Annotated in this window: 16 protein-coding genes; 13 read left to right on the top strand and 3 right to left on the bottom strand. The window is 72.6% G+C overall.

Annotated features, from left to right (window positions below; genetic code table 11):
• Nucleotides 1–68 precede the first annotated feature (68 nt).
• Complete coding sequence (gene glmS / locus ACZ6S4_RS37890) at nt 69–1,952, top strand: glutamine--fructose-6-phosphate transaminase (isomerizing) (RefSeq protein ID WP_465479525.1); 1,884 nt, start codon at nt 69–71, stop codon at nt 1,950–1,952.
• Here the strand turns inward: glmS and ACZ6S4_RS37895 are convergent.
• Both ACZ6S4_RS37895 and ACZ6S4_RS37900 read right to left on the bottom strand, forming a co-directional pair.
• Entirely contained in the window at nt 1,939–3,417 is a 1,479-nt protein-coding gene (locus ACZ6S4_RS37895) for an alpha/beta hydrolase (RefSeq protein ID WP_465479526.1), read from the bottom strand. The two genes, glmS and ACZ6S4_RS37895, sit on opposite strands and share 14 nt — an antisense overlap.
• Nucleotides 3,414–3,692, bottom strand: coding sequence for a hypothetical protein (locus ACZ6S4_RS37900; protein WP_465479527.1), 279 nt, complete (start codon nt 3,690–3,692; stop codon nt 3,414–3,416). Before ACZ6S4_RS37900 ends, ACZ6S4_RS37895 begins: the two co-directional genes overlap by 4 nt.
• 161 nt (nt 3,693–3,853) lie before the next feature.
• On the opposite strand from ACZ6S4_RS37900, the gene ACZ6S4_RS37905 reads away from it, so the two are divergent.
• From ACZ6S4_RS37905 to ACZ6S4_RS37960, 12 genes are all read left to right on the top strand, one after another.
• Entirely contained in the window at nt 3,854–4,222 is a 369-nt protein-coding gene (locus ACZ6S4_RS37905) for a holo-ACP synthase (protein ID WP_360834870.1), read from the top strand.
• A gap of 19 nt (nt 4,223–4,241) precedes the next feature.
• Nucleotides 4,242–5,690: an NAD(P)H-hydrate dehydratase gene (locus ACZ6S4_RS37910; protein WP_465479528.1), complete on the top strand. Its 1,449-nt coding sequence runs from the start codon at nt 4,242–4,244 to the stop codon at nt 5,688–5,690.
• 37 nt (nt 5,691–5,727) lie between these two features.
• Nucleotides 5,728–6,879 (top strand): alanine racemase, encoded by a 1,152-nt coding sequence (gene alr, locus ACZ6S4_RS37915; RefSeq protein ID WP_465479529.1) that lies wholly within the window; start codon nt 5,728–5,730, stop codon nt 6,877–6,879.
• A 164-nt stretch (nt 6,880–7,043) separates the two neighbouring features.
• Nucleotides 7,044–8,078 carry an alpha/beta fold hydrolase gene (locus ACZ6S4_RS37920; RefSeq protein WP_465479631.1) on the top strand — a complete coding sequence of 345 codons (1,035 nt, stop codon included), beginning with the start codon at nt 7,044–7,046 and terminating at the stop codon, nt 8,076–8,078.
• 26 nt (nt 8,079–8,104) lie between these two features.
• Complete coding sequence (gene tsaE / locus ACZ6S4_RS37925) at nt 8,105–8,581, top strand: tRNA (adenosine(37)-N6)-threonylcarbamoyltransferase complex ATPase subunit type 1 TsaE (RefSeq protein ID WP_465479530.1); 477 nt, start codon at nt 8,105–8,107, stop codon at nt 8,579–8,581.
• Nucleotides 8,582–8,592: 11 nt separating this feature from the next.
• Complete coding sequence (gene ung, locus ACZ6S4_RS37930; RefSeq protein ID WP_433731758.1) at nt 8,593–9,255, top strand: uracil-DNA glycosylase; 663 nt, start codon at nt 8,593–8,595, stop codon at nt 9,253–9,255.
• A gap of 308 nt (nt 9,256–9,563) precedes the next feature.
• Nucleotides 9,564–10,220, top strand: a complete 657-nt coding sequence (gene tsaB / locus ACZ6S4_RS37935) for a tRNA (adenosine(37)-N6)-threonylcarbamoyltransferase complex dimerization subunit type 1 TsaB (protein ID WP_465479531.1) — start codon at nt 9,564–9,566, stop codon at nt 10,218–10,220.
• A complete protein-coding gene (gene rimI, locus ACZ6S4_RS37940; protein WP_465479532.1) occupies nt 10,220–10,648 on the top strand; it encodes a ribosomal protein S18-alanine N-acetyltransferase in 429 nt (142 codons plus the stop codon). The genes tsaB and rimI overlap by 1 nt, the downstream gene beginning before the upstream one ends.
• Nucleotides 10,641–11,693: a tRNA (adenosine(37)-N6)-threonylcarbamoyltransferase complex transferase subunit TsaD gene (tsaD, locus tag ACZ6S4_RS37945; RefSeq protein ID WP_360830912.1), complete on the top strand. Its 1,053-nt coding sequence runs from the start codon at nt 10,641–10,643 to the stop codon at nt 11,691–11,693. The genes rimI and tsaD overlap by 8 nt, the downstream gene beginning before the upstream one ends.
• 8 nt (nt 11,694–11,701) lie before the next feature.
• A complete protein-coding gene (locus ACZ6S4_RS37950; protein WP_360830909.1) occupies nt 11,702–11,956 on the top strand; it encodes a hypothetical protein in 255 nt (84 codons plus the stop codon).
• A gap of 43 nt (nt 11,957–11,999) precedes the next feature.
• The gene (locus tag ACZ6S4_RS37955) at nt 12,000–13,697 is read left to right on the top strand and encodes an ABC transporter transmembrane domain-containing protein (protein WP_465479533.1); all 1,698 of its coding nucleotides are present in this window, start codon (nt 12,000–12,002) and stop codon (nt 13,695–13,697) included.
• Entirely contained in the window at nt 13,694–15,478 is a 1,785-nt protein-coding gene (locus ACZ6S4_RS37960) for an ABC transporter ATP-binding protein (RefSeq protein WP_465479534.1), read from the top strand. The genes ACZ6S4_RS37955 and ACZ6S4_RS37960 overlap by 4 nt, the downstream gene beginning before the upstream one ends.
• Here the strand turns inward: ACZ6S4_RS37960 and ACZ6S4_RS37965 are convergent.
• Nucleotides 15,438–15,704, bottom strand: a complete 267-nt coding sequence (locus tag ACZ6S4_RS37965; RefSeq protein WP_465479535.1) for a DUF1707 SHOCT-like domain-containing protein — start codon at nt 15,702–15,704, stop codon at nt 15,438–15,440. The genes ACZ6S4_RS37960 and ACZ6S4_RS37965 overlap by 41 nt on opposite strands.
• Between the last annotated feature and the right edge of the window lie 3 nt (nt 15,705–15,707).

The raw sequence follows: 15,707 nt of genomic DNA on the forward strand, positions 1-15,707 counted from the left end.
ACGTCCGATGCGCGAAAGTATGGTTCTTGCGCAGCGGCCGTGAGCGGAAGTCCGCTACGCTGCCCCCCATGTGTGGGATCGTGGGTTACGTCGGCAGTCGGCCGGCTCTGCAAATCGTCCTCGACGGGCTCCGCCGGCTGGAGTACCGCGGTTATGACTCCGCCGGCATCGCCGTCATCGACGACTCGGTCATCCTGACCGAGAAGAAGGCCGGCAAGCTGGCGAATCTGGAAAAGGCGCTGGTCGAGCGCGCGGGTGACGGCATCTCGGTCGGCTCGACCGCGATCGGGCACACCCGCTGGGCCACTCACGGTGGCCCCACCGACCGCAACGCCCACCCACACCTGTCGGCCGACGGCCGGGTCGCGGTGATCCACAACGGCATCATCGAGAACTTCGCCCGTCTGCGTGCCGAGCTCGAGGCCACCGGCGTCGAGTTCGTCAGCGACACCGACACCGAGTGCGCCGCGCACATGCTCGCCGCCGAGATGCGGGCCCTGCGCGCCGCCGGTGCCGAGGAGGGCCCGCAGCTGCTCGCCGAGGGCATGCGCCGCGTCGTACGCCGGCTCGAGGGTGCCTTCACCCTGCTCGCGATGGACGTCGACGTGCCCGACGCGGTCGTCGCCGCCCGGCGCAACTCGCCGCTGGTCGTCGGCCGCGGCGACGGGGAGAACTTCCTCGCCAGCGACGTGTCCGCGTTCATCGAGCACACCCGCGAGGCCGTGGAGCTGGGACAGGACCAGGTCGTGCTGATCACGCCGGCCGGCATCGAGATCACCGACTTCGCCGGTGCCCCCGCGACCGGCAAGGAGTTCCACATCGACTGGGACGCCTCCGCCGCGGAGAAGGGCGGCTACGACTACTTCATGCTCAAGGAGATCGCCGAGCAGCCCCAGGCGATCGCGGACACCCTCCTCGGCCGGCTCTCCGAGCGCGGCGAGATCGTCCTGGACGAGGTCCGCCTCACCGACCAGGACCTGCGTGACGTGGACAAGGTCTTCGTCATCGCGTGCGGCACGTCGTACCACGCGGGCATGGTCGCCAAGTACGCCATCGAGCACTGGACCCGGCTGCCCTGCGAGGTCGAGCTGGCCAGCGAGTTCCGCTACCGCGACCCGATCCTGGACCGCTCCACGCTGGTGATCGTGATCAGCCAGTCGGGCGAGACGATGGACACGCTCATGGCGCTGCGCCACGCGAAGGAGCAGAAGGCCCGGGTGCTGGCCATCTGCAACACCAACGGCTCGACGATCCCCCGCGAGTCTGACGCGGTCCTCTACACCCACGGCGGCCCTGAGATCGCCGTCGCCTCCACCAAGGCGTTCCTGACCCAGCTCGTCGCCTGCTACCTGATCGGCCTGCACCTGGCCCAGGTCCGCGGCGTGATGTACGCCGACGAGGTGGCGGCCGTCGTCTCCCGGCTGCAGCGCACCCCGGACGACCTGCGGGAGCTGCTTGCCGACATGGAGGACGTGCGGGCGCTGGCCCGTGAGCTCAAGGCCGCTCCGACGATCCTGTTCATCGGCCGGCACGTGGGCTTCCCGGTCGCCCTGGAGGGCGCGCTGAAGCTCAAGGAGCTGGCGTACATGCACGCCGAGGGCTTCGCCGCCGGTGAGCTGAAGCACGGCCCGATCTCGCTGATCGACGACGGCACCCCGGTGGTGTGCGTGGTGCCGTCGCCGGCCGGCCGCGGCGTGCTGCGGGACAAGGTCGTCTCCAACATCCAGGAGGTACGCGCCCGCGGTGCCCGCACCATCGTCATCGCCGAAGAGGGCGACGACGCGGTGGGTGCCTACGCCGACCACCTCATCACCGTGCCCCGTACGCCGACCCTGCTGGCCCCGCTCATGACCACCGTGCCGTTGCAGATCCTCGCCTGCGAGATCGCCGCGGCCCGGGGTCACGACGTCGACCAGCCGCGCAACCTGGCCAAGTCCGTCACCGTGGAATGACATCGCCCCGCCCCACCGCGATGCCCGCGAGCGCGTCGAGCGCCGCGCTGCCGGGCTCCCAGTAGCCGAGGTGCCCGGCGTCCGGCTCGCTCGCGAACACGCGGGCACCGAACGCCGGGTCACTCGGATTGGTGCCGAAGTAGAGGTCGTCCTCCGGCCGGGTGAAGGCCGGCAAGGCGCCACCCGGCACGGCCTGGCTGAGAGCCAGGTCCTCGACCAGGCTCCGCGGCGAGACGGCCGCCCACTGGATGACGTCGGAGTGCGAGGTCGAGGACCACACCCGGTCCGCCGGCACTCCCAGCTCAGCCGCGGAGTCCACGCCGACGCCGGGTGAACCGACGAAGACGACGTCATCGGTGGCCAGACCGGGCTGGGCCGCCGCGGTGCCCACGACCAGCGATCCGTAGCTGTGCCCGAGCACGGTCTGGTGCGCCGGTGCGCCCAGGTGAGTGGCCCGCAACCCGTCCTGGAACCGCCGTAGCCCGATGGCCCCGGCGGTGGCCTGGGACCGGCTCGCAGCCTCGTGCACGAAGTCCGGAGCGTCGTAGCCCAGCCACATGACGGTGCTGGTGGCGGTCTGCGGGGCCAGATCCGTCGCGCGGGTGGCGATCCGCTCGGCGCGGGCCAGCTCACCGCCGTACGAGGCGAGGTCGGCGGTCATACCGGGCACCTGGGTCAGCACATGCGCGGCCCGGTCCGGATCGCCCAGCGCCACCACAGCCCGGCCCTCGCCCGCCGGATCGATCTGCAGGAGGTACGCCCGCGGCCCGGCACCGTCGGCGAGCCGGTTCCGTAGCGCGTCGAGTCCGGGGAGCCGGGCCGGCAGCTCGTCCAGGGTCAGCCTGTTCGCCAGGTCCCGGACACCGGCCGGAATGCCGTCCAGCGGACCCAACCGGCCCGGCTCGGTGGCGAGCAACCAACGGCGCTGCGCCGGAGTCAGCGCCTCCCACCATTGCCGGACCTGGGCCGGCGTGGCGGTGCAGGACAGCGGATCACCCGTCGGCTGGCTTGCTGTGCCGCCCGTGTCCAGCTCACTGAGCCTGCTCGTGGCGGCGCCGTCCGCCTTCGCGGCAACGGTCAGCGCCGCTGTGATGGTCGCCGCAGTGTCGCGTACGGCTGCCGCTGGATGTCCGCTCACCGTGCCGTCATCGGCGACCGTGACGCCCGCCGGGGTGCCACCCAGCATCGACCTGCTCCTGGCCAGAGCCGCGGCGAACTCGCTCAGCGCCTGGTCGGCGATCCAGCAACCCAGCCGGAAGAGGTTGAGCCGGCGGATCAGCCCGGCGAGGTGCGCGGTGGCGGCGTCGGCGGCCGATCCGGTCCAGATCGAGTGGAGGCGGATGGCGTGGGCCCGCAGCTCGGCGGCCCAGCGCCCGGCCGTCGCGGCCCACGCCCGCCACGCGGTGGCTGTGTCACGCCAGCGGCCGGGATCGGTGGCCCGCACCAGGGGATACGTCACGGTCATCGGACGGCTCGGAGTCGCGCCGCGCCGCGGTCGTCCGCGTCGTCGTAGTCGTCCGCTGCCGCGGCTGCCTGCCGGGCCGCTGCCGAGATGTCGTCCGCGAGCGCCCGGAGCTGCACCTGGGCGGCGTCGGCGGCGGCCGACGCGGCCGCGGTGGCTGACCAGGGCGGCCCGCTCGGCGGTGGGGGCGGATCAGTGCTGATCCGCGCGGCTGTCGCGGACAGCGCCCGGGCCCAGGCGCGGACCGCGGCGGCGTCAACTTCGAGCTCGGACGTCATCGGCAACCTCCAGATCGCAACGGGTACGGCCGACGACGTTAGGGGAGTTCAGCCCCTCGGATGTCGCCCCTGTGGACAAGCCGCGGCGGGCGTACCCCGGTTGTCCACAGGCCTGGCGCACGACCGGCCGCGGGGGATCGCGGGCCGATAGGGTTGCTCGTGTGATCGTGTCTGTGGGGATCGACGTCGTGCTGGTGGACCGGTTCGCCAAGGCGCTGGAGCGCACGCCGCTGCTCGCCGACCGGCTCTTCACCGACTCCGAGCGCATGACGTCCTCCGGCAACCCGCGGTCGCCTGAGTCGCTGGCGGCGCGGTTCGCGGCCAAGGAGGCCGTCGCCAAAGCGCTCGGTGCGCCCGCCGGGCTGCGCTGGCACGACTGTGAAGTGGTCACCGATCCGGACGGACGGCCCTGGCTGACCGTCTCCGGTACGGTCGCGGCGGTGGCGGCCGAACGGGGCGTCAGCCGCTGGCACCTGTCGTTGTCGCACGACGGCGGCATCGCCTCCGCGATGGTCGTCGCGGAGGCCTGAGTTACCTGGGGGTTGGAGCATGCGGCAGGCGTGGCGCGTGGCGGACGTCCGCGCGGCGGAGAAAGCCTTGATGGCGACCCTGCCGTCGGGCACGCTCATGCAGCGCGCGGCGGCCGGTCTGGCCCGCCGGTGTGCCTTGCTGCTGCAGGAGTCCGGCGGTGTCTACGGCGCCACGGTGCTGCTGCTGGTCGGCAGTGGCGACAACGGCGGCGACACCCTCTACGCGGGTGCCACGCTCGCCGCGCGGGGTGCGGGTGTCCGAGCCGTGCTGCTGCGGCCCGACCGGGTGCACCTCGCCGGCCTCGCCGCCCTGCGTCGCGCCGGTGGTGTCACTGTCACCGACGTGCCCGCCAAGGTCGACCTGGTGGTTGACGGCATCGTCGGCATCGGGGCCAGCGGCGGTCTGCGGCCGGAGGCGACTGCGCTGGCCGAGCGCCTGCCGAAGCTTCGCGGACGGGACGGGGTACGGCCGCCGGTCGTCGCCGTGGACGTGCCCAGCGGCGTCGCGGTCGACACCGGTGACGTGCCCGGTGAAGCCGTGCACGCCGACGTCACCGTCACTTTCGGCTGCCTGAAGCCGGCGCACGTGGTCGGTCCGGCCGCGACCCTGGCGGGTCAGGTCGAGCTGGTCGACATCGGCCTGGGTGCGACGCTGCACGCCGGCCCGGCGGTACGGGTGCCCGACGCCGCCGACATCGCCGCCTGGTGGCCGAAGCCGAACGCCACCTCGGACAAGTACAGCCGGGGTGTTGTAGGGGTGGCCACCGGCTCCGCGACGTACCCGGGTGCTGCTGTGCTGTCCGTCACTGGTGCCCTCGCCGGCCCGACCGGCATGGTGCGTTACGCGGGCAGCGCCGACCGGGAGGTACTGCGCCGGCACCCGTCCGTGGTGGCCGCCAAGCGCGTGGCCGAGGCGGGCCGGGTGCAGGCGTGGGTCTGCGGGTCGGGCCTGGGCACCGACGACGCAGCCCGCACAGAGCTGCGCAGTGTGCTCGCCACCTCCCTGCCGGTCCTGCTGGACGCCGACGCGCTGACCCTGCTCGTCGACGGTCAGCACGCGGCTGACCTGCGCCGGGACGCGCCACTCGTGCTCACGCCGCACGACGGCGAGTTCGCGCGGCTGGCCGGCGAACGCCCGGGAGCCGACCGGATCGCGGCCGCCTGCCGGCTGGCGTCGTGGACGAACGCCGTGGTGCTGCTCAAGGGCGACCGGACGATCGTGGCCACGCCCGCCGGCGAGGCATGGGCCAACCCGACGGGCACGGCGGCGCTGGCCACGGCCGGCAGCGGAGACGTGCTGGCCGGCCTGCTCGGCTCGCTGCTCGCCGCCGGTCTGCCCGCGGAACGAGCGGCGATCATGGCGGCGTACGTGCACGGGCTGGCCGGGCGCCGGGCCGAGCGCGAGGGCCCGGTGACGTCGGAGGATGTGGCCGCGGCGCTGCGGCCGGTCCTGGCGGACCTCCTGTGACCCAGGTCTTGTCATACCGCTCAGTAGGCTGGTGAACATGTGGCAGGCCGAAGTCCGGGTTGATCTGGACGCTATCCGGGACAACGTCGCGACGCTGCGCGCCCGCACCTCCGCCGAGGTCATGGCTGTGGTCAAAGCCGACGGCTACGGGCACGGGATGCTGCCGGTGGCCCGGGCCGCGCTGGCCGGCGGGGCGACCTGGCTGGGCGTCGCCACCCTGGACGAGGCGTTGACACTGCGCCGGGCCGGCCTGACCGTGCCGGTGCTGGCCTGGCTGCTGGCTCCCGGGTTGCCGCTGCACGACGGCGTTTCAGCTGATGTCGATCTCAACGCCGGCAGCCTGGCGCAGCTCGACGAGTTGGTCACGGCGGCCCGGCGGGCGCAGCGGCCGGCCCGGGTGCACCTCAAGCTCGACACCGGGCTCGCGCGCGGCGGTGCCACTCCGGCCGAGTGGCCTGCTCTGCTGGAGGCGGCGGCGAAAGCGCAGGCCGACGGCGAGGTGGAGGTCGTCGGCGTCTGGAGCCACTTCGTGTACGCGGACGCGCCCGGCCACGAGACCGTTGATCATCAGCTGGCTGTGTTCGCCGAGGGCCTCGCGACCGCGGAGCAGTACGGCATCGAGCCCCGGTACCGGCACATCGCCAACTCGGCGGCCACGCTGACCCGGCCCGACGCTCACTACGACCTGGTCCGGCCGGGGGTGGCGATCTACGGGCTGTCGCCGTTGCCGCCTGAGCACGAGACGGGACTGCGTCCGGCGATGACTGCTCGGGCCCGGGTCACGCTGACCAAGCGTGTGCCGGCGGGGCAGGGTGTCTCGTACGGGCACGCGTACCACACGTCGAAGGAGACGACGCTGGCTCTGGTGCCGCTCGGTTACGGCGACGGGGTGCCTCGGCATGCGTCCAATGTGGGGCCGGTTTCGCTGGGTGGGCGTGTTCGTACGATCGCCGGCCGGGTCTGCATGGACCAGATCATCTTGGACTGTGGGGACGACCCTGTGGCGGCGGGTGACGTGGCGGTCCTGTTCGGGCCGGGTGATGACGGCACGCCTACGGCCACCGACTGGGCCGAGGCGATCGGCACGATCAACTATGAGATCGTGACCCGCTTCGGCGGCACGCGGGTCCCTCGTGTCTACGACGGCACCGCCGGCCTCCCGACCGGCGACCCAGGGGAGGGCGCGTGAGTCCCGCAAAGCCGTCCACAAAGCAGTCCACGAAGCCGTCCACAAAGCAGTCCACAAAGCAGTCCACAAAGCAGTCCACAAAGCAGTCCGCGAAGCCGTCCACAAAGCAGTCCGCGAAGCCGGCCGGAAAGGCCGACCCGCGACGACGCGCCAAGCAGGTCGGGATCGTCGGCGCCGTCATCGGTCTCGCCGCAGCCGGTCTCGCCACCGCCTTTGCCGTCGAGCGCGCCCTCGTGCGCAAGTCGCTGAACGCCCCCGGTGACCCGTACTCCGAGGAGGAGTTCGGCGACCAGCCGTTCGACCGCGAGCTCACCGTCACCGCCGCCGACGGCACCGATCTGCACGTCGAGATCGTCGAGCCCAAGGTCGCCGGCGCCAAGCCCACCGTCGTCTTCGTGCACGGCTTCGCGCTCGACATGGGCACTTTCTACTTCCAGCGGCAGGCGCTGACCGAGCTGGGCGAGAACAGGCTCGTCTTCTACGACCAGCCCGGGCACGGCAGGTCCAGCCGTCTGCAGTCCGGTGACTACGACATCGCCGCGCTGGGCAAGTCGCTCGCCGCGGTGCTGGACGAGACCGTGCCGGACGGGCACATCATCCTGGTCGGGCATTCGATGGGCGGCATGACGATCATGGCGTTCGCCGAGCAGTATCCGGAGTGGTTCGGTGAGCGGGTCACCGGTGTCGTGCTGATGTCCACCTCGGCCGGCCTGATCGACAAGAGCAAGCTCGGCATTCCGTCGCTGGTGGCGCGGGCCAGTGCGCCGTTCTTCCCGATCTGGGGCGGGGCCGCCCGCATCGGTGGCGGTGCCATCGACAAGGCGCGGATCGCGGTCGGTGACCTGGCCTGGCTGCTCACCCGCCGGTACGGCTTCGGCGACGCCCGGCCCAGCCCGTCGCTGGTGACCTTCGTGGAGCAGATGAACTCGAAGACCTCCGTCGAGACCCTCACCAAATACCTGCAGACGCTCTACACGCACAACCGCTTCCCGGCGCTGTCCGCGTTGCGGGGCGTGCCGGTGCTGGTGCTGGTGGGCACCAAGGACTATCTGACCCCGGTAGCCCATTCCGAGGAGATCCTGCGGCGCCTGCCCGAGGCGTCGCTGGTGAAGATCGACAACAGTGGACACGTCGTCATGCTGGAGAAGGCCGCCGAGGTCAACGCCGCGCTGATTCCGTTCCTGGAGAAGATCTCGTGAGGCCGGAGGCAAGGTCCGGGCCGAGTATGACCGGCATTCGACTGGCCACAGTGGACGACACAAAGGCCTTCGGTCGCCGTCTTGCCGCTGTGCTGCGCCCCGGGGATCTACTGCTGCTCACCGGCCCCCTCGGCGCCGGCAAGACCGCGTTGGTGCAGGGCATCGGCGCGGGACTCGGCGTGCAAGGGGCCATCACCTCGCCGACGTTTGTCATCGCTCGGGTGCACCGTCCCGATCCCGCGCAGGGCGGTGCTGTTCCGCTGGTGCACGCGGACGCGTACAGGCTGGGTGACGCGGCCGATCCGCGCGCCGAGATCGACGACCTCGACCTGGACGCGTCGGCGGACGACGCCGTCACCGTGGTCGAGTGGGGCGCCGGCCTGGTGGAGCAGCTCAACGACGAATACCTGGCCGTCCGGATCGACCGGCTCGACGACGACACCCGGGTCATCGACCTCGTCCCTCACGGCGGCGACTGGGGCGCACGACTGGAGAAAATGTGAACCTGCCCGACATGCTCCCGCCCGCCTGGCGTACGGAGCTCCGGCCGTTCCTCGACGAAACGGCCACGGCAGCCCTCAGTGCCTACGTCGGCGAGCAGTACGCGACCAACACCGTGTACCCGCCCGTCGAGGACCTGTTCGCGGCCTATCGGCTGTGCCCGCCCGAGCAGGCCAAGGTGCTGATCCTCGGCCAGGACCCCTACCACGGGCCCGGGCAGGCGCACGGCCTCAGCTTCAGCGTCCGGGAAGGGGTGCGGATCCCGCCGTCGCTGCGCAACGTCTTCAAGGAACTGGCCGAGGACGTCGCCGTCCCGCCGGCGACCAGCGGCGACCTCACCGGCTGGGCGCGGCAGGGGGTGCTGTTGCTCAACGCGGTTCTGACCGTACGCGCGGGAGCGGCGGCGTCCCACGCGAACAAGGGCTGGGAGGCATTCACCGACGCGACGATCCAGGCACTGAACGCCCGCGACGAGCGGGTGGTGTTCCTGCTCTGGGGCAGCTACGCCCGCAAGAAGGCGGCGCTGGTCAGCAACCCCGCGCACGTGGTGCTGGAGGCGGGCCACCCGAGCCCGCTGAACCCTAAGGGCTTCCGCGGCTCCCGCCCCTTCAGCGCGGCGAACAAGGCCCTGGCTGACGCGGGCCGCCCCCTCGTCGACTGGGACCCCCGAGCCTGACCCGGAGGCGCCGCCGGGCGGCAGCCGTCGTGCGGGCCCGCGTGCCAGCCGTCGTGCGGCCCGGGCGGCAGCCGTCGTGCGGGCCCGCGTGCCAGCCGTCGTACGGGCCCGGCGGCAGCCGTCGTGCGGCCCGGCGGCAGCCGTCGTGCGGGCCCGCGTGCCAGCCGTCGTGCGGGCCCGGGCGGCAGCCGTCGTGCGGGCCCGCGTGCCAGCCGTCGTGCGGGCCCGGGCGGCAGCCGGCACGCGAGCCGGGCATGAGCCCCGCGCCCGGCTCCGCCGAGGCCGCCGAAGGCGGTTAGGGTTCTCAGGTGCTCGTTCTCGCTCTGGACACCTCCACTCCCGCGGTCACCGCCGCTCTCGGGGAGGTCTCCGACAGCGGCATGAAGGGGATCGCCGAGCGCCGCACAGTTGATCCCCGGGCCCACGGTGAGCGCCTCGCCCCCCAGATCCAGCTGGTCCTCGACGACGCCGGCGTGCGGCCGCGTGAGCTCACCGCCATCGTCGCCGGCGTCGGCCCCGGCCCGTTCACCGGCCTGCGAGTGGGGCTGGCGACCGCCGCCGCCATGGGGCAGGCGCTGGGCATTCCCACGTACGGGATCTGCTCGCTTGATGCTCTCGGCCGGGCCGCCGGGCCGGGCCGGGTCCTGGTCGCCACCGATGCCCGCCGTCGTGAGGTGTATTTCGCCACCTATGCCGACGGTGTCCGGGTGACCGACCCCGATGTTGCCAAGCCCGCCGATGTCCTGGTCGCGGCTGATCGGGCCGTGGGTGAGGGCGCTCTCAAGTACAGCGAGATCTTCGGTATCCCGATCGACGACCGGCTTCTTTTTCCCTCTGGGGAGGCGCTTATCGCGCTGGCCGCGGAGCAGGTCCGGCAGGGGGCCCCGGGGGATCCGCTCACGCCTCTGTACCTTCGCCGCCCGGATGCCGTCGAGCCCACCGCGCGCAAGGCTGTGCTGCCCTGATGCGTCTCACCCGGTTCCGGTGGTGGCACATCGCCGAGGTGCTGCCCATCGAGGAGGACCTGTTCGGCGCCGAGAAGTGGTCGGCTGCCATGTTCTGGAACGAGCTTGCGCAGCGGCATTTCTACCTTGTCGCCGAGGAAGACGAGAAGGTGGCCGGTTATGCCGGCCTCGCCATCGTCGACCAGCAGGAGTGCTGGGTGCAGAACATCGCCGTCGATCGGCGGGCCCAGCGTGGTGGCATCGGGCGGCAGTTGCTGGAGGCGCTGCTCGCCGAGGCCGGTCAGCGCAAGGTGCTGCTGGAGGTCGCGGTCGACAACGCGCCTGCTCAGCGGCTTTATGCCGGCTATGACTTCGAGCCCGTCGGTCTGCGGCGGGGCTACTACCAGCCCAGCAACACGGACGCCCTGGTGATGATGCGTAATGCCTGACGAGCCCCTTGTTCTCGGGATCGAGACCTCCTGCGACGAGACCGGGGTCGGCATCGTCCGCGGGCACACGCTGCTCGCCGATGCGCTCGCCTCCAGCGTCGAACAGCATGCCCGCTTCGGCGGGGTGGTGCCCGAGGTTGCCAGCCGCGCCCATCTCGAGGCGATGGTCCCGACCATGCAGCGGGCGCTCGACGACGCCGGGGTCACCCTGGCCGACATCGACGCGATCGCCGTGACCGCCGGGCCCGGTCTCGCGGGCGCCCTGCTCGTCGGGGTCGCCGCCGCCAAGGGGTACGCGCTGGCCGCCGACAAGCCCATCTACGGCGTCAACCACCTCGCGGCCCACGTCGCCGTCGACACCCTCGAGCACGGACCGCTGCCCGAGCCGGCCATCGCCATGCTCGTCTCCGGCGGCCACTCGTCGCTGCTGCTGGTCGACGATCTCACCGCCGGGGTCACGCCGCTCGGCGCCACCATCGACGACGCCGCGGGGGAGGCCTTCGACAAGGTTGCCCGGCTGCTCGGGATGGGTTTCCCGGGTGGCCCGGTGATCGACCGGACGGCCCGCGACGGCGACCCCGCCGCGATCGCCTTCCCGCGCGGCCTCACCTCGCCGAAGGACCAGCTCAAGCACCGGTTCGACTTCTCCTTCTCCGGGCTGAAGACCGCGGTGGCGCGCTGGGTCGAGGCGCGCGAGCGCAGCGGCGAGCCGGTGCCGGTCGCCGACGTCGCGGCCAGCTTCCAGGACGCCGTCTGTGATGTGCTGACCAGCAAAGCCCTGGACGCGTGCCGCGAGCACGGCGTCGAGACGCTGATCATCGGCGGCGGGGTGGCCGCCAACTCGCGGCTGCGGGTGCTCGCCGAGGAGCGCGCCGCGAAGCTCGGCATCCGGGTGCGGGTGCCGCGCCCCGGCCTGTGCACCGACAACGGCGCCATGGTCGCCGCCCTCGGTTCGCATCTCGTCGCCGCCGGCGTCGCGCCCAGCCGGCTCGACCTGCCGGCCGATTCCGCCATGTCATTGACCTCGGTCACTGTGGCGGGGTAGGAATCAGCATGATTGCTCGCATGTGGGAGGTACGGGCCCTGGGCAGCGGCTTCGACGAGCTGCTCAGCTGGGTCTGCGACGTGGCATTGCCGCAGGTCGAGGTCCTGCCGTCGCACGTGTCGAGCGAGGTCTACTCGTCGACCGACCACCGCATCGTGGTCATCTCCCGCTGGCGGCACACCCCGGCCGACCTGCCCGCCCCGCCGGCGCACCTGACCGCCCGCGCACCGCACGCCTGGGATTTCACGCCCGTCGATAGATAACGTGCTTCCCCGTGACGGCGCAGTTTCGTACCGTCAGGGGAGAATGCGCGAGCTGCCGCCTGCCGACCCCGGCATTCCCGACGACCGGTCCGCCACCCGCTACCTGGGCTGGCTCGCCCGGCGCACCTGGCCATCCACCACCGGTGGCGCGGTCTTCGGCATCATCTGGATGACCTGCCAGGCGCTGGTCCCGGCGGTCATCGGCCGGGCCATCGACGCCGGGCTGACCCACCGGGACGGCGGCGCCCTGCTCACCTGGAGCCTGGTGCTGCTCGGCATCGGCGTGGTGCAGGCCGCCACCGGGGTGACCCGGCACCGGCTGGCCGTCTTCAACTGGCTGGCCGGCGCGTACCGCACCGTCCAGGTGGCCGTCCGGCAGTCGAACCGGCTCGGCTCGGCCCTGCCGCGCCGGCTGGAGGCGGGCGAGGTCGTCGCCATCGGTACGGCCGACATCAGCCACATCGGCGGAGCACTGGACATCACCGCCCGCGGTGCCGGCTCACTGGTCGCGGTTGTCACGGTGACGGTGATCCTGCTGTCCACCTCGTTGCCGCTGGGCCTGGTCGTGGTGCTCGGCGTGCCGCTGCTGATGGCGGTCGTCGGCCTGCTCATCCGGCCGCTGCACCACCGCCAGCAGGCGTACCGGGAACAGCAGGGCCGGCTGACCGGCCGGGCCAGTGACCTGGTCGGCGGGTTGCGGGTGCTGCGCGGGGTGGGCGGTGAACCGGTCATGTCCGGCCGCTACCGCGCCGAGTCGCAGCGGCTGCGGGCGGCGGGTCTGCGGGTGGCGACCGTGGAGGCGTTGCTGGAGGCGGCCCAGGTGCTGCTGCCCGGCATCTTCCTGGTGCTGGTGACCTGGCTGGGGGCCCGCTTCGCCCTCTCCGGGCAGATCACCATCGGGCAGCTGGTCTCCTTCTACGGGTACGCGGCGTTCCTCGTCGCGCCGCTGCGGCAGCTCACCGAGACGCTGGACAAGCTCACCCGCGGGCACGTCTCCAGCCGCCGGGTGGTGCGGATGCTGCGGGCCCGCACGGACCTGCCCGACCCGGTACGCCCGGCACCCGCGCCGGGCCCCGGTGAGCTGGTCGACAGTGTGTCCGGGGTGGTGGTGCGGCCGGGACTGGTCACCGCGATCGCCGCGGCCGTGCCAGCCGACGCCGTCGCCATCACCGATCGGCTCGGCCGCTACGTCGACAGTGCGCCGGGTACGGCAGCGACGCTGGCCGGCGTACCGCTCAATGATCTTGACCTGGCGACCGTGCGCGAACGGATCCTGGTGGCCGACAACGAAGCCCGGCTGTTCTCCGGGCCGCTCCGGGAGGATCTGGATCCGAGCGGCACCGCGCCGCTGGCCGGCGCGCTGGCGGCGGCCGGCGCGGACGAGATCGTCGCCGCGCTGCCCGCCGGGCTGCGCACCGAGGTCGCCGAGCGGGGCCGCACCTTCTCCGGGGGCCAGCAGCAGCGGCTGCGGCTGGCCCGCGCGCTGATCGCCGACCCGGAGGTGCTCGTGCTGGTCGAGCCGACCAGCGCGGTCGACGCGCACACCGAGGCCCGGATCGCCGACCGGCTGGGCCCCGCCCGGCGCGGGCGCACCACGGTCGTCTGCTCGACCAGCCCGCTGGTGCTGGACCGGGCCGACATCGTCCTGCACGTGGAGGACGGGGTGGTGGTCGCCGAGGGCACCCACCGGGAGCTGCTGGCCGGCCACCCCGGGTACGCGAGGACGGTGTTGCGGGAGTGAGTAACGCGCTGCCCGTGGCGGACACCCGCCAGGTCCGCCGGTACGCCCGCACCCTGTTCCGCCGGCACCCACGCCCCCTGCTGCTCGCCGTGTCACTGCACGCCGTCGCCGCGATCGCCGGACTGGCCGGGCCGCGGCTGCTCGGTGAGCTCGTCGAGTCGCTGCAGCACGGCGCCGGCGTCGGCACCGTCGACCGGATCGCGCTGACCATCGCCGGGTTCATCGTGGTGCAGGCGGTGCTGGTCCGGTTCGCGTACCTGGCCTCGGCCCGGCTCGGCGAGCAGGTGCTGGCCGAGCTGCGGGAGGAGTTCGTGGACCGGGTGCTGGCCGTGCCGCTGTCCACCGTGGAGCGGGCGGGGACCGGTGACCTGCTCACCCGTACGTCGCGGGACGTCGACGCGCTGTCGCGGTGTGTGCGGCTGGCTGTGCCGGAGACGATGATCGCGTCGCTCACCGCTGTCCTGGCCGTCGGGGCGTTGATCCTGGTGAGCCCGTTGCTGGCGCTGCCGCTGCTCATCGCCGTACCGGTGATCGGGCTCTCCGCCCGCTGGTACCTGCGCCGGGCCGGTCCCGGCTATCTGCGCCAGAATGCCGCCTATTCTCAGGTCACGGACGGTCTCGCGGAGACCGTCGAGGGTGCCCGTACGGTGGACGCGCTGCGCCGGCAGGCCGACCGGATCCGGCGTACGGACGCTGACCTGAGCCGCTCCTTCCGTACCGAGAAGTACACGCTGTTCCTGCGCACTGTCTGGTCGCCCATCGTGGAGATCGGCTACGTGCTGCCGGTGGTCGGCACGCTGCTCATCGGCGGCTGGTTCTACCTGCGGGGCTGGGTCAGCCTGGGCCAGGTCACCGCGTCCGTGCTCTACGCCCAGCTGCTCATCGACCCGCTCGACCGGTTCCTCGGCTGGCTGGACGAGCTCCAGGTCGGCGCCGCCTCGCTGGCCCGGCTGCTCGGGGTGGCCGAGACTCCCGGCGCGGCACCGCAGGAGGACGCGGTTCCGCGGGGCGCCCGGATCGTCGCCGACGACGTGCGGTTCTCCTACGTCCCCGGGCGGGAGGTGCTGCACGGCATCTCGCTGACCATCGAGCCGGGGGAGCGGCTGGCGATCGTCGGACCGTCCGGTGCCGGCAAGTCGACCCTGGGCCGGCTGCTGGCTGGTGTCTACGCGCCCGGCGCCGGCTCGATCACGGTCGGCGGCGTGCCGCTGGCCGGCCTGCCGCTGCACCGGCTGCGCACCGAGGTCGCGCTGGTCAGCCAGGAACACCACGTCTTCATGGGTACGCTGCGCGACAACGTCGCCATGGTCCGGCCCGGGTGCCGGCCGCACGAGGTCCGCGACGCGCTCGCCGCCGTGCACGCGCTGAGCTGGGCCGACGCCTTGCCGGCGGGGCTGGACACGGAGGTCGGCACCGGCGGGGTGACGCTGTCGGCGGCGCAGGAGCAGCAGGTGGCGCTGGCCCGGCTGGTCCTGGCCGACCCGCACACGTTGGTGCTGGACGAGGCGACGTCACTGCTGGACCCGCGGGCCGCCCGCGACCTGGAACGGTCGCTGGCCGCGGTGCTGCGCGGCCGTACGGTGGTGGCGATCGCGCACCGGCTCTTCTCGGCCCACGACGCGGACCGGGTGGCGGTGGTGGAGGACGGCCGGATCACCGAGCTGGGCTCGCACGACGACCTGGTGGCGGCCGGTGGCTCCTACGCGGCGCTGTGGGCCTCGTGGCACGGCGCGCCGCCGGTCACCGCAGCGCCAGCGCCACCCCGAGCAGCACCAGGGTGATCAGGGCGACCGCGAAGACGACCAGCAGCTCGCGGCGCTGCTTCTCCTCCGCGGTCTCGGCCGGCAGGTCGCTCACGACCGCCGCCAGCTCGTCCAGGGTGCGGGCATCGCTGACCACGCCGACCCGGTGGGCGAACTCGTCCAGGGTCAGGCGTCCGGCACCGGTGTGCCGCTCGAGCGCGGCCACGATCCGCTGCCGATCCTCGTCGGAAGCGCGGATACTCACGGG

This window comes from Actinoplanes sp. NPDC051405 (genome assembly GCF_055586185.1).